Source organism: Planctobacterium sp. R6 (assembly GCF_055755215.1).
Map to the genome: position 1 here is coordinate 58,734 of NZ_JBVTQY010000007.1, position 13,809 is coordinate 72,542.

10 protein-coding genes are annotated in these 13,809 nt (G+C 47.2%); 4 read left to right on the forward strand and 6 right to left on the reverse strand.

Going from position 1 to position 13,809, the window contains the following annotated elements:
* Positions 1 to 70: 70 nt before the first annotated feature.
* Positions 71 to 634, reverse strand: coding sequence for an HNH endonuclease (locus AC0J20_RS06730; protein WP_473021113.1), 564 nt, complete (start codon positions 632 to 634; stop codon positions 71 to 73).
* A gap of 271 nt (positions 635 to 905) precedes the next feature.
* Here AC0J20_RS06730 and AC0J20_RS06735 point away from each other — a divergent pair, with 271 nt between their 5' ends.
* From AC0J20_RS06735 to AC0J20_RS06745, 3 genes are read left to right on the forward strand one after another with little or no spacing between them, the layout of a single operon-like run.
* Complete coding sequence (locus AC0J20_RS06735) at positions 906 to 2,084, forward strand: NAD(P) transhydrogenase subunit alpha (RefSeq protein ID WP_473021114.1); 1,179 nt, start codon at positions 906 to 908, stop codon at positions 2,082 to 2,084.
* Positions 2,084 to 2,383, forward strand: a complete 300-nt coding sequence (locus AC0J20_RS06740) for an NAD(P) transhydrogenase subunit alpha part 2 (RefSeq protein WP_229528448.1) — start codon at positions 2,084 to 2,086, stop codon at positions 2,381 to 2,383. Before AC0J20_RS06735 ends, AC0J20_RS06740 begins: the two co-directional genes overlap by 1 nt.
* On the forward strand, positions 2,380 to 3,753 hold the full coding sequence (locus AC0J20_RS06745; protein WP_473021115.1) for an NAD(P)(+) transhydrogenase (Re/Si-specific) subunit beta: 1,374 nt from the start codon (positions 2,380 to 2,382) through the stop codon (positions 3,751 to 3,753). Before AC0J20_RS06740 ends, AC0J20_RS06745 begins: the two co-directional genes overlap by 4 nt.
* A gap of 372 nt (positions 3,754 to 4,125) precedes the next feature.
* On the opposite strand, the gene AC0J20_RS06750 is transcribed toward AC0J20_RS06745, so the two are convergent.
* The 5 genes from AC0J20_RS06750 to AC0J20_RS06770 form a co-directional block, all read right to left on the reverse strand.
* Entirely contained in the window at positions 4,126 to 7,983 is a 3,858-nt protein-coding gene (locus tag AC0J20_RS06750) for a type I restriction endonuclease subunit R, EcoR124 family (protein ID WP_473021116.1), read from the reverse strand.
* Between the two features lie 2 nt (positions 7,984 to 7,985).
* Complete coding sequence (locus AC0J20_RS06755) at positions 7,986 to 8,402, reverse strand: nucleotidyltransferase substrate binding protein (RefSeq protein ID WP_473021117.1); 417 nt, start codon at positions 8,400 to 8,402, stop codon at positions 7,986 to 7,988.
* 38 nt (positions 8,403 to 8,440) lie between these two features.
* The gene (locus AC0J20_RS06760) at positions 8,441 to 9,664 is read right to left on the reverse strand and encodes a restriction endonuclease subunit S (RefSeq protein WP_473021118.1); all 1,224 of its coding nucleotides are present in this window, start codon (positions 9,662 to 9,664) and stop codon (positions 8,441 to 8,443) included.
* Entirely contained in the window at positions 9,661 to 11,277 is a 1,617-nt protein-coding gene (locus AC0J20_RS06765) for a type I restriction-modification system subunit M (RefSeq protein ID WP_473021119.1), read from the reverse strand. The genes AC0J20_RS06760 and AC0J20_RS06765 overlap by 4 nt, the downstream gene beginning before the upstream one ends.
* Positions 11,278 to 11,558: 281 nt before the next feature.
* Positions 11,559 to 12,728 carry a hypothetical protein gene (locus AC0J20_RS06770; RefSeq protein ID WP_473021120.1) on the reverse strand — a complete coding sequence of 390 codons (1,170 nt, stop codon included), beginning with the start codon at positions 12,726 to 12,728 and terminating at the stop codon, positions 11,559 to 11,561.
* A gap of 249 nt (positions 12,729 to 12,977) precedes the next feature.
* Here AC0J20_RS06770 and AC0J20_RS06775 point away from each other — a divergent pair, with 249 nt between their 5' ends.
* Positions 12,978 to 13,781, forward strand: coding sequence for a CLCA_X family protein (locus tag AC0J20_RS06775; RefSeq protein ID WP_473021121.1), 804 nt, complete (start codon positions 12,978 to 12,980; stop codon positions 13,779 to 13,781).
* Positions 13,782 to 13,809 lie beyond the last annotated feature (28 nt).

Below are 13,809 nucleotides of genomic sequence, written 5' to 3' on the forward strand. Positions count from 1 at the left end.
AGTTTACTTCCTGTTGTCGTTTGAATTTAAACGCCGTAACAGTCATTATAGTTCAAAATATACTCTTCACTCAGGCCACCAGCTTGCCGCCCAGCCAATCCCGCTTACTGGAAAACTGGCTGCTGAGGTATTCTTTTTGATCCTGCAAAATACGGTTGTTACGCAAATAAAGTTGCTCGTACATATTGGGTTTAAAAGGCACTGCAATCAGGTGCATCGCGGCTTCTTCCGGGGTTCGGGCGCCTTTCATAACATTGCAGCGCTTGCAGGCAGTGGCCGAATTCATCCAGGTTTTCTTACCCCCTCGGGAACGAGGGATAATGTGATCCAAGGTTAGTTGGCTGGGGCGGAATTGACTGGCGCAATACAGACAGGTGTAGTTATCTCGGGCAAATAACCAACGGTTACACAAGGGAATTTTACCACTCTGGTGCACGACTTTACCCTTGCAGCCAATAATGGAGGCAATTTCGATGCTACTCTGTTCACCGGCATGATTATGTCCGCCTAACAAAGTTCGCTTCATCGATCCCAATTCAAACAGCACATTGCCCAAAGAATATTGTTTACAGGCTTCCTCTATCGTAATCCATCCTAACGGCATGGTGCTTTGATTCAGTCGTAATACATACATAGGCATCTTCTATTTTAATTATCTGGCCTGACGACAGTTTCTACCTTGAGTATGACAGATTTTTAAAAAACAGGTTAAATTTTCAACTATATTTACAAGCAGTTAGCGTATAACGAGAAATTAAGGCTCATTCCCTGCCCTAACATTCATCAGAATGTGATCTGGTCCGACCTTTATCACTAAAATCAATATTGACCATCGAAATAAGTAATTTAGCTTTTCGGACGAATTTTCATACTCTGTTACATAAGCAATTGTTATTGGAGTCACCATGGAAATATTTGTTGTGAATGAAACACCGGGAGTCAACGAGCACTCGGATGATGTTTCATTAGAGCGCAGGTGTAGTGCTACACCTGCCACTGTAAAGAAACTGGCCTTGGCCGGGGCTTCGATTACGATAGAAACTGGCGCAGGTTTATTGGCCGGTTACAGCGATGAAAATTACATCGAAGCGGGCGCAACTATCAGTCAGGATCGCAATGCCGGTCTCGCAATGGCAGACATCGTGCTCTATGTCAGCCGACCTACAGAGGCAGACATAGAGCATCTGAAAGCCGAAACCCTGGTAATTGGTCACCTGGATCCATTCTTTCAGAAGCCTCTGATTGAAAAGCTGCAGGCTAAACAAGTTACGGCCATCAGTGTGGAAATGATCCCGCGCACCACGCGCTCGCAAAAAATGGATGCCTTAAGCTCGCAAACCAATCTGGCAGGTTATGTCATGGTGCTCAAGGGAGCCACTGAGCTGGATACCATACTACCCATGATGATGACCCCGGCAGGTACTGTGAAACCCGCCAAGGTATTCATTATCGGTGCGGGTGTGGCTGGTTTACAGGCCATCGCCACCGCCAAGCGATTGGGTGCCAGTGTAACTGCCTTTGATACCCGCCCGGTTGTGGCCGAACAGGTACAGTCGCTGGGTGCTAAATTCCTGGAAATTGATCTGGGAGAAACCGGGCAAACCAGCCAGGGTTACGCCAATGCACTCAGCGAAGAGCAGATGCAAAAGCAAAAAGAAGGACAGCGTCAGGCCATCGCCGATTCCGATCTGGTGATCACCACAGCCCAGCTGTTTGGCCGAAAGCCCCCCTTAATCATCACGGAAGAAGATATTGCCGGCATGAAGCCCGGTAGCGTCATAGTTGACATGGCTGCGGAAAATGGCGGCAACGTGGCCGGCTCACAAAAAGGCCAAACGGTGGTTAACAATGGCGTCAAGATCGTGGGCACGGGTAACTGGCCAAATCAGGTACCCAAAGACGCCAGCGATCTGTATGCCAACAACCTTTTTAATTTATTAGATGAATATTGGGACAAAGAGGCGAAACGCTTCGTGCTGGATCTGGAAGACGACATTCTGGACGGCTGCGTTATTGTGCATCAGCAAGCATTGCGCAATGCCATGCTCAGTAAACACTTTGAATCAATCGCAGGAGAGTCCTGATGGAATTAATCTATTTATTGTTCATTTTAGTACTGGCAGGTTTTCTGGGATTTGAACTGATCCATAAAGTTCCAGCCACTTTACACACGCCACTCATGTCAGGTGCCAATGCCATTTCAGGTGTCACCCTGATCGGTGCCATGGTATCGGCGGGTTCAGACAACAATCATCTCACCACCATACTAGGTGTGGCCGCGGTGATATTTGCCTCAGTGAACGTCGTGGGAGGCTACATGGTAACTAATCGCATGTTATCCATGTTCAAGTCGAAGCAAAAGAATAAGGAGGCTCAACAATGAGTATGACACTGTTAGTTAATGTGAGTTATGTCATTGCCGCCATCCTGTTTATTCTGGGTCTGAAACTGCTCAGCCACCCGGCGACAGCGAAGAAAGGTAATTTAACCTCTGCGCTGGGGATGTTCATCGCCATCGTGATGACCTTACTGCACCGTGACATCATCAGCTATGAACTTATCTTTGCCGGTATTCTGATTGGTGGTGTGTTAGGTGCCTGGATGGCAAAGCGGGTAGAAATGACCGCGATGCCGGAACTGGTATCACTGTTTAACGGTTTTGGTGGTCTGGCGAGTTTGCTGCTGGGTTTATCAACACTCACCATTAAACAAACTGACACCCTGACCATTACTACTATGGTGATTGCCTATATCTCAATTTTAATCGGTGGGGTGACTTTCAGTGGAAGTCTGATTGCCTGGGCAAAACTGGGTGGCAGAATGGCCAGCAAAGCCATCATCTTTCCCGGTCAGCGCTGGTTAAATGCGCTGATCATCATCACTGCTGTGGCTCTGCCTTTTGTGATTGCCACGCAACCCTTTACCCTGAACTGGTTTTACATCGCGATAGGTCTGGCGCTGGTATTTGGTATTTTGGCGACTATCCCCATCGGGGGAGCGGATATGCCAGTGGTGATCTCGCTGCTGAACAGTTATTCCGGATTAGCCGCTACGGCAGCCGGTCTGGCGATTCAAAATAACATCCTGATTGTGGCCGGTCTGTTGGTTGGTGCCAGTGGTATTATCCTGACCCAGATCATGTGTAAAGCCATGAACCGCTCGCTGATGAATATCCTGCTATCTGGTTTTGCCAAGCCCATCGAACCCGGTGAAAAGATTGAAGGTGAAATCAAAGCACTGTCTGCCGAAGATGCCTTTTACGTGCTGGAAGCCGCGCAAAGCGTCGTTGTGATTCCGGGCTATGGTATGGCGGTGGCGCAGGCACAACACGCAGTCAAAGAATTGCAGGAGTTGCTGGAGAAAAACGGTGCCGAAGTGGCCTACGCCATTCACCCGGTAGCCGGCCGTATGCCAGGTCACATGAATGTACTGTTGGCGGAAGCGGATGTGCCTTATGAACAGCTGTACGAAATGGATGCTATTAATCCCCGTATGGACAGCTTTGATGTGGCTATCATCATCGGTGCCAACGACGTGGTTAACCCAGCGGCCAAAGAAATGAAAGGCAGTCCAATCTATGGCATGCCCATCATTGAAGCCCACAGAGCCCGCAATGTGTTTGTACTGAAGCGCTCTGCCGCAGCCGGGTTTGCAGGTGTGGATAACCCGCTGTTCTTCAAGGATAACACCCGTATGGTATTTGGTGATGCCAAAGATACCCTGAATACCGTTATCCGCGAGTTTGGTGATTAATCGCTAAACTAAATTATCTGCCCCTATTCGGGTGTACCTAAAACAATGCCAGTCAGTTTTACTGACTGGCATTTTTTATTGGATCTGATCTCAGTCAAATATCATTTTCTTAATCTCGCGTATTTGAAAGACTCAGACCCAAACCTTCCCCCCACAAACAGGTAAATTTAGCTACCTCTCCCACAATTAAATATCAAAACGTATTGCCTTTATTATCCCTCTGCCAGAAATTCACTTAATATTCCAAAGTTAGGGTGTCTTATGCCACTGTAAAATATTAATATTATTACTTTTCTGCGTCGTGTTTTTGCACCCTATAATTGTCGTATTTTTGCAGTTAAAATAATATCTTGAGATACAGTCTGTATATGTTCAAGGATGTTCGTCACGTCCTGCCTTTGCTTGTTTTAACGCTTGTTCAATGTTTTCTGATATGATCATCGAAGGCACATCTTCAGGCTGTTTTTTCGAACCTATATTCTTCATGTCGTCACGTAAGCGTTTAAAGCCGTCTGAAATTTTCGGGTAGGATGCCAGAAAAGCACTGATACCACCTCCTGCTATTGCCGCGGTATCCCAGTACTGCAATGCGAACTCCAGAACAGTGCTGCCTTCACGTGCTTCCGTCAGCGTCCAAAACAAGCCATTCTCGTCATTAGTGGACTTTATCACCGGCAGGTTACAGTCCTTGAGAGTCTGATTTAACCGCCCTGTTATCACCAGGTACTGGCTTAAAATAGCATCATTCACCACACCATGGGCCAGCAACAAATTGCCAAACTCATAATGCTGCAAAGTAGATAGTTGCTTACTGTAGGCTTGATCAATATATAGATTAAAAGTCACCAATCGCTGGCTTCGGGAACTGCGCTGAACTTCATCACTAAAGGAGATAATCCGATCACCAATAGAATGCATTACGGTTTCCAGTGTTGTATGGTCGTAGTCTGGATTAGGCTCAGAAACGCCGATAAGTCCCGTGTGGTCTTCGTAGGTCTCGATCAGCGCTTCAAATTTAGCCTGAAGGCGCTCGAAGACTTTTTTGCGCTCCAGTAACTTGGGCTTGAAAAGTAGTGCATCAAAAAACTGTTCTCGCATAGGCGGCTTGGCACTAAACGCATACTCATCTAATAACTGATAAAATGCGGCTTTATCTAACCGCTCTTCCTGACACAGCTTGTGAATGGCTAAGCGCTTTTGTTGTTGCCAGTAAGCAGCAAAAGTTTGTTCAACACTCTGCTCGGGAGATAAGGAGGGTAGGTAATCATTGATAAAGCGCTCAATCAGCTGGCGTTTACCACGCAGTTGAACCTCATTGCCCAGTAGCTTCATCACTTCTTCGCGACGGGCATCGGTCTCAGTACTACGTCCGTGGGTAGCTTCCGCGTCTTTAATCTCACCAAGTAGTCGCAAAATATAAGCAACGTTAATCTCGTCGTGCTGGATCAGCTCTAACTCAAAATCAAGAGTGTTTAGCTCATCTGGTAACCCCTCTTTTGGCTGACGATGACGATCATAAAGATCTTTATAAGTCCCCGCAAAATCGGCAAAGGTTTGAGCATTGAGATCTAAATCAGCCCAACTGAATTCAGTGAAAGATTTCAGTTTGTTAATATCCCGCATCAATTCGCGAAACGCTTTGACGAACGCCAGCTGCGCATCTTCACTAATCAACTTGCTGACATCATCAGGGGTTGCCACCAGCTTGAGCAAGCGGGCGACGTTGTCATTAAACTCTTCCACATAGAACTCATAGGGTTCCAGTAATACCCGATCTTCCGCGTTGCCATCGCAATACATAGTAATGGCTTCATCAACATTCGCCTTCAGATTGCGGAAACAGACAATATTACCCTGCGCTTTTTGCTCGCCAAAGGTACGATTGGTGCGGGAAAAGGCCTGGATCAAGCCGTGGTATTTTAAGTTCTTATCCACATACAGGGTGTTAAGTTTCTTGGCGTCAAATCCGGTCAGGAACATATTCACCACCAACAAAATATCGATGCGATCTTTGTCTTCAAAATCGTCACGCTCGCGCTCTTTCATGCGTTTGGCGATGTCTTTGTAGTAGGTGTAAAACTTAACGCTGTCGCTGATGCTGTGGCCGGTTTTATAACGGCTGTTGTAGTCTTTTACATACTGCTCCAGTTTTTCACGGCTCACGCGATGCTTGCCGCTGCTGTCGGACACATCAAAGCCAGGCGTGCCCACATCTCCACTTTGCTCCTCCTCTGCCTCATTATCGGCAAAGGAAAAAATCGTAGCGATGCGCAAATCGTGCTCACCAGCAAGACGTTTGGTTTCAAAGGCATCGTAATACTTGATCAATGCCTCTTTGCTGCCCACACACATCATGGCCGAATAAGCGCGCTGATAGGTCTTGCGCTCATGGTTTTCTATGATCCAATCTGTCACGCGGCCAATGCGTTTGTCACTTTCCCAATCGTCTTTTTTCAGCTCACTTTCATCTATGAGATTGCCATTGCCATCTTTAGTACCCGACCAGTATTCCACTGAAAACTTCAATACGTTGTCATCATTAATGGCATTAGTGATCAGATATTTATGCAATGGCTCACCAAATAACTGCGCGGTAGTGCGGTAGTTATTATGGTTATCGGACTTGATGGGCGTACCGGTAAATCCAAACAGCTGGGCATTATTGCCAAAGAAGCGTTTAATATTGGCATGTGATTCACCAAACTGAGAGCGATGACACTCGTCAAAGATCAGCACTACCCGCTTGCCTTTGAGGTTTTTCAGCACCTTCTCATGTTTAGATTTGGTAACAGCGACATTGAGCTTCTGGATAGTAGTAACAATAAGCTTATTCTTACCTGCCAGCTGACTCACCAGTTCTTTGGTGCTGTCTGTACTGTCCACGCAACCATCACTAAAGTGGTTAAACTCTTTGGAGGTTTGATAATCCAAATCGGCACGGTCCACCACAAACAACACTTTATCCACATGGCCTTTGCCACCCAACTCACAAATCAACTGCGCCGCTTTGTAACTGGTTAGGGTTTTACCTGAGCCTGTGGTGTGCCAAACATAACCGTTATTGGCATCGCCTTTTTCAGGGGTGAAATGCCGTACTTTGGTCATTAAGTTTTCAACGGCATACACCTGGTAAGGGCGCAGCACCATCAAAAGTTTATTGGACTGATGCAGTACCAAATATTTGCTGATCATCTTGGATACATGGCACTTTTCCAGGAAAGCATCGGTGAACTTATCTAAACGGGTGATGAGATTATTATCTTCGTCTGCCCAGAAAAACGTCTGCTTGTAGTCCAATTTACGATTGTTGGCAAAATACCGGGTGTGCACACCATTGGAGATGACAAACAGCTGTACGTAATTAAACAGGCCGTCTTCCGACCAAAAGCTGTCCCGCTGGTAGCGGTTGATCTGATTGAAGGCTTCTTTTAACTCCACACCACGGCGTTTTAGTTCGATTTGCACCAGTGGCAAGCCATTGATCAACAATGTCACATCATAGCGATTAATTCGGCCACCTTCCTGGCGCACCTGACTGGTCACCTGGTATTGGTTTTGACACCAGAAATCGGTATTCAAGAATTGCAGATACAGGTCCGCTTGACCGTCTCGTGGAATATGACAACGTTTACGTAAGGTTTCTGCCCGCTGGAAGATATTGCCTTTGTTTAAGTGATTAATCACTTGCGCAAACTCACCATCCGTCAGAGTAACTTTGTTTTGAATCTCCAGTTGGCGCTTTAAGTTGGCCTTTAACTCCTTGCCGTTACGCAGCGACACAGGCTCATAACCAAGTTGTGTCAAACGCAGAATCAGGTTTTCTTCCAGCTGCGCTTCTGACTGCACCTGTGCCGGGTCATCCGTCACCGCATCAAACTCACGGTTCAGCTGTTCTACTAATCTGGCTTGCTTTGCACTGTAAATTTCAATACCCACTCGCTGAATATGGTCAACAAGAGAGGGATTATCGATATGCTGATGCAATGAGACATCAAAGCCATAAATCAAATCCAGCTCATCCAGCGCATCCATGACTTGAAATAATAGATTCTTAGGGAGGTTATCCGTGGTAAAGAGGGTGATATCAATATCCGAGCCGGAATGAAAATTGCCCTTTGCGCGAGAGCCATAAAGTACAACAGAAGTGATGCAGGGAAAGTGCTGGAACACCGCCACTATCCGACTTAAATCGTCCTTCTTTAATCCATACATCACATCCGTGCTGTTCATATTTACTTCTCTTCTAATTGTTTTGCTAACGCTGTTTTTAGCGCCTGAAATGCCAGATAATAATCATCAATAATGGCGTTTAAAATTTGTTCGCTGGTTTCACGGTTGTAGGTATGCACCGTCAACTGGCGCTTTTTGATCATATCCATCCACACTTCGCCATTGTCGATCAAGCCTCGTTTGGCCGCCAGGCGAAATGCATCGCGGCTGCCTTGAATATCTGCCACACCTTGATGCTGGTAAAAATCTTTGATGGTATTCCACGCCAACTCGTAATTGTATTCAAAAGCCTGGATCACACCTTGTTGCTCCAGCTCATTTAATTCACGCTCTTCCATCAAAGCAAACGCCATCTCAAGCTGTTTTAAGGAGCGCTTAAAGTTGTCAAATCGCTGCACCCAGCGAATATCTTGTGTCATGTTAAATTCTCATTTACTCAAACTGCCGGTACTCATCGTTAAACAAATAGCTTCTGCAACAAGCCTTTTTTAAAGCTCTGCAATTGCGCAATCTGCTTTGATTCTGCATCGATTTTCTGATCAACGGACGACAGGAAATCAGCGATTTTTTGTTGTTCTTTTATACTCGGCAAGCAAACTTGTAAATTTGAAAGCTGACTATTATAAAGATGAACAACTGAATTTCCTTGAGCCAAGCGAGCAATATCTTTTTTCTTCGCTGTATTTAAATAGTAAGCAAGGAAAACTCCATTAAAATCACCACGAATAATATTTAAATCACTGCCTAAAGCAATTCCTTCCTTTAACACACATGAAGCTGTAGCTATATCCAGATGGCTTTCTCCGGATGAAGGGATAATTACATCTTCTCTGAAACTAAAAGCCAGCTCCGACTTTGGTACGTTTGTCCTTGATAAAACTTCTTGAATTTTTTCAGAGTAGTGTGTGTAGAGCTCGCCGTACCTAATGCAGAGCGTTTTTCCATTTTCAACGACATCACCTTTGCTAATACTTTTTCCTTTTGAAAAGCTAGCGATTTCAGACAAGACAATACTTTCCCACTCCGGAAACTCACTGCCATCATCCTGCTTAAAGCGTAACTTCTGGCTAAAAATCTGCTGCATTAAGCCACGTTTATAGTCTTGTAAAAGTGTTTTTTTGCGGTTTAGCTTGGCCAATTTGGCATCAACTGAAGATAGAAAATCTGCGATTTTTTTCTGTTCAGTAAATTTCGGGATTTCAATTGATAGATGCGCCAGTTGGCTGTTATACAAATGAACAACTGAGTTCCCCTGAGCTAAGCGGGCTATCGCCTTTTTTTTGGCATTATTTAGTTGATAAGATAAAAATATCCCATTTAAAGGAGACCGGATTATATTTAAATCTCCTCCCAACGCTATCCCAGATTTCATTACGCATGAAGCTGTGGCTATATCTAAATGACTTTCACCTGAGGAGGGAATAATAACGTCTTCTTCCAAACTAAATGTCAGTTCCTCGCTTGGCAGATTTGTTTTGGATAATATGATCTCTATTTTTTCTGAGTAATCTGTGTAAAGTTCACCATATCTTATGCATGGTGTTTTACCATCTAAATCAATATCACCTTTTGAGATGCTTTTACCTTTTGAAAACTGAGCAATATCGCCCAATTTAGTAGTATCCCACTCCCCAAAAAACTCAGAAAACCTCAACTCAGGTAATAACTTTTGTTCACTCATACCGGGGCCTCAATACCTAGCTCCTGGCAGTAACCTCGGATTTGTTCATCGATAGGGGCCATATCCTGTTCAATGCTTTGTAGCTCAGTAACCACAGCGCTAAGATCAACAGGCTCCTCTTCTTCAAAGGTGTCCACATAGCGGGGGATATTGAGGTTGTAGTCGTTTTCCGCAATCTCAGCCAGGCTGGCCACATGGGCGTATTTTTCTATTTCTACGCGCTTATCGTAAGCGTCGATAATATCCTCAATATGCTGTGCTTTTAGCAGGTTTTGGTTTTTGGCTTTTTCAAAGCCTTGGCTGGCATCGATAAACAGCACATTATCGGGATTCTCACGGCATTTTTTGAACACCAAAATACAGGTGGGGATGCTGGTGCCGTAGAAGATATTAGCGGGCAGGCCGATAACGGCATCCAGCCAGTTACATTCTTCGATCAAATAACGACGAATATGACCTTCGCCCGCACCGCGGAACAGCACGCCGTGAGGTAATACCACGGCAAGCGTACCGTTGTCACTGAGGTGATGCAGCATGTGTTGCACAAAGGCAAAGTCGGCTTTGGAGCCAGGGGCTAGTTTGCCATAAGGCGCAAAGCGGTCATCGGTTTCAAAGTGTTTCTTCGCGCTCCATTTTGCGGAAAATGGCGGGTTAGCTACGATAGCATCAAACTTTTTGTGCATGTGTTGCGGGCTTTCCAGAGTATCTTCTTGTTTCAGGTCGAAGTCTCGGTAGCTCACGCCGTGCAGGATCATATTCATGCGCGCCAGATTAAAGGTGGTGCGATTCATTTCCTGACCATAAAAATGATTAACGTTGTCCACTTCTTTGGCCACCCGCAACAATAAAGAGCCAGAACCACAGGTGGGATCATAAACCGACTGCAAGCGTTGTTTATTGTGGGTCACCAGCTTCGCCAGGATGGTAGAAACACTTTGCGGCGTGTAAAACTCACCGGCTTTTTTACCTGCGCCAGCGGCGAATTGTCCAATCAGATATTCATAGGCATCTCCCAGCACATCGCTTTCACTGTCGCTGAGTTTAAAATCGATGGTATTGAGGTGAAACATGATCTTAGCAATCAAGGCATTGCGGGCATCCGGGTCTCGGCCAAGACGTGAGGCATTGAGATCCAGCTCTTCAAACAAATGATCAAAGTCATCCTCGCTTTCCGTGCCCATGGTGGAGCGTTCAATGTTGTTCAGGACTTCTTGCAAATCACCTAAAATAAAGGCATCGATAACCACATCGTCGGCTTCGCTCTCAGCCTCACCTTTCTCGGTTTTATCTGGCTCATGGGCCCCTCGCTCGGCTAAGGTACTAAACAGTTCCGAAGGCTTAAGAAAGTAGCCTAACCCCTCGGTAATTTCTTCCTGTAGATGATTGATGATTTCGACGTGCTCGTCATTGCTCTCATCAAGGCGTTCGTAAGGGGGCAACCCCTCTTCCTCCAGGATAGGGTTACAAGTATTGACCAGGCGCTCTGACAGGTATTTGTAGAAGATAAAACCCAGGCAATAGTCACGGAACTCATCGGCATTCATCTTGCCCCGTAGCTCGTCAGCAATGTTCCATAGCTTCTGCTTAAGCTGGCGTTTATGGTCTTCGGTCATAGGTCTTTCATCCTTAAAACTGCGTGATGTATAAGATTGAGTAAAATTGATTGGGATACAAGGTATCACACTATTGTAAGGAGTTAGAGCAGGTGGAGCTATAGAAAAGTATTATTCGCTTGTTCGTCTTGTGCAACAAACAAGCAAACATTAACATCAGATAAAAAACACCCGATATCATACGAGTAAACAGAACCTTTCCATTTTATTGAGGGACTGTCAGGGTCTGATTTCGGTATTTCTCAAACTCAGACCCTTATGTCATGGTGTAGTTGCTAAATTTACGGACTACCTCCACGACCACGACCTGCACCACGGCCACGACCTGCACCACGGCCACGACCTGCACCACGGCCGCCACCAGCACCACGGCCGCCACCAGCGCCTCGACCACGACCTCCTCGACCAGATGCCGGGGGCAACGGAGGAGGTTCACGCCTTTCTGCGGGAGGCGTATGGGGCCTTACCATGTAAGGACCATCAGGAACATCATCCGTTACCGCCAATCCCATGGGGCGCCCTGCCCTCGCGCTTACCTGTCTTTCCACTTCATTGTGGCTTGTGCCAGGTGCCGCAAATGATCGCGCGCCTCTGGTCCGAAAATCTGCGTTTTGTCTGAGAGCCGGACTCACCATACCCACATCTACGTCACTGGTTCGCCCTTCATCGAATGGCCGACCAGATGTAAACGATTGCCCGGTAACAGAACTCCCTCGGACGTAAACTACAGCCGTTCTATCTAGCTCAGCATAAGCTCTGGTTGCATCACGAGCCTCCTGAAGACTGTCAGTACCCAGAGGATACCCTCTTGCAGCGACACCGGGAGCGACACCACGCCCATGGGCCTGAAAAGCTAAAGGATTTGGGCCACCACCACGACCTGCTGCTGGCGGCACCCCACCTCCGGGGCCACCACCACGACCCGCTGCCGGGGGTACTCCTCCACCGGGACCACCACCGCGACCCATTGCGGGCGGCACTCCACCTCCAGGGCCACCACCACGACCCGCTGCTGGTGGTACTCCTCCACCGGGGCCACCACCACGACCCGCTGCTGGTGGTACTCCTCCACCGGGGCCACCACCGCGCCCCACTGCTGGGGGCACCCCACCTCCGGGGCCACCACCGCGACCCGCTGCGGGTGGTACTCCACCTCCGGGGCCACCACCGCGACCCGCTGCGGGTGGTACTCCACCTCCGGGGCCACCACCACGACCCGCTGCCGGGGGTACTCCTCCACTGGGACCACCACCGCGACCCATTGCGGGCGGCACTCCGCCTCCAGGGCCACCACCACGACCCGCTGCTGGTGGTACCCCACCTCCGGGGCCACCACCGCGACCCGCTGCGGGTGGTACTCCACCTCCGGGGCCACCACCACGCCCCGCTGCTGGCGGTCCTCCCCCTCTGCTCTGGACAATGTCGGCCCATGTTCTTCTACCGTTGTTCATATGAACACTACTCCTGGTTGTAACCAATGTGGCATTCCCGCCAAATCAGAAGACCTGAATGTTTAATGGAATTACCATTGAGTATAATTTATACCCACATTTGAGCAACAACAAATCACATTGATACTTGTCAGTACCATAAAATTGAAAGTAGCAACGAGAACGACACAAGAACCTGCCCGAAATAACTTTTGAGCAGCATCTACAGCCCTGTTAATATCAATTTAAAAATAACATTAGCTTGCTGGTTTGAGTCAATCTCAAAAATCATCCCGTTTACATCAAAGCTACTACCGCAATGGTCCCAGCCATCGCGACGGAGCGGATGTGTCATTTAACGACATCGTTAAAATCTTCGGCTTTAAAACCGCGACGGTGGGCAACTGGGTCACAAAACAGGAACAACAGATAGCGGCAAATTTGTTTTTTGACGCACTTTGCGATCTGATGACCATACTGCAGGTACCGGAACAGGTGATTTCCCTCAATGGCACCTTGTCCCTCGCTTTTGGTAAAGGCGGGCAAAAATACAGCTCGGCCCATTACAATTCCGGCACCCGCACACTGGCGTTAGCTAAAAATGCCGGTGGCGGCGCACTGGCCCATGAATGGTTTCACGCCTTCGATCACTACATCAGCCAAAAGCTGTTTAAACGCGCCAGCCATCGCGACTTTGCCTCTGTGTTGTGGCTTAAGCACCAACAGGTAATAGAGCATCCATTAAACCACTTACTGGAAACCTGCTATCAACACATATTTTTGCGAGAAAATAGCGATCAGCTCAGTGATTTGTTTATCAAAAGTGTTACCGCTGACAAATCGTTGAATACCTACTATTATGCGCAACCACAGGAAGTTTGCGCCCGGGCATTTGAAGCCTTTGTACAGGATCAATCTCTGAAAAACGCATTTCTGGTGCAGGGCACCAGGCAGTCAGCCGAAGCGAAACTGGGCATTTATCCGGAGCAGCATCAACGACAGCAAATCGCAGGTTATTTTATCCAGTATTTTATTACCCTTGGCAAAGCCCTTGATCAGCAAAACGTATCATAAAGTGACGACGTTTAAACCCACCCTAACC

What these genes read in the sequence shown, in the direction of transcription:
- AC0J20_RS06730 (WP_473021113.1), bottom strand. Translation starts at nt 634, where the DNA reads ATGTATGTATTACGACTGAATCAAAGCACCATGCCGTTAGGATGGATT.
- AC0J20_RS06735 (WP_473021114.1), top strand. Translation starts at nt 906, where the DNA reads ATGGAAATATTTGTTGTGAATGAAACACCGGGAGTCAACGAGCACTCG.
- AC0J20_RS06740 (WP_229528448.1), top strand. Translation starts at nt 2,084, where the DNA reads ATGGAATTAATCTATTTATTGTTCATTTTAGTACTGGCAGGTTTTCTG.
- AC0J20_RS06745 (WP_473021115.1), top strand. Translation starts at nt 2,380, where the DNA reads ATGAGTATGACACTGTTAGTTAATGTGAGTTATGTCATTGCCGCCATC.
- AC0J20_RS06750 (WP_473021116.1), bottom strand. Translation starts at nt 7,983, where the DNA reads ATGAACAGCACGGATGTGATGTATGGATTAAAGAAGGACGATTTAAGT.
- AC0J20_RS06755 (WP_473021117.1), bottom strand. Translation starts at nt 8,402, where the DNA reads ATGACACAAGATATTCGCTGGGTGCAGCGATTTGACAACTTTAAGCGC.
- AC0J20_RS06760 (WP_473021118.1), bottom strand. Translation starts at nt 9,664, where the DNA reads ATGAGTGAACAAAAGTTATTACCTGAGTTGAGGTTTTCTGAGTTTTTT.
- AC0J20_RS06765 (WP_473021119.1), bottom strand. Translation starts at nt 11,277, where the DNA reads ATGACCGAAGACCATAAACGCCAGCTTAAGCAGAAGCTATGGAACATT.
- AC0J20_RS06770 (WP_473021120.1), bottom strand. Translation starts at nt 12,728, where the DNA reads ATGAACAACGGTAGAAGAACATGGGCCGACATTGTCCAGAGCAGAGGG.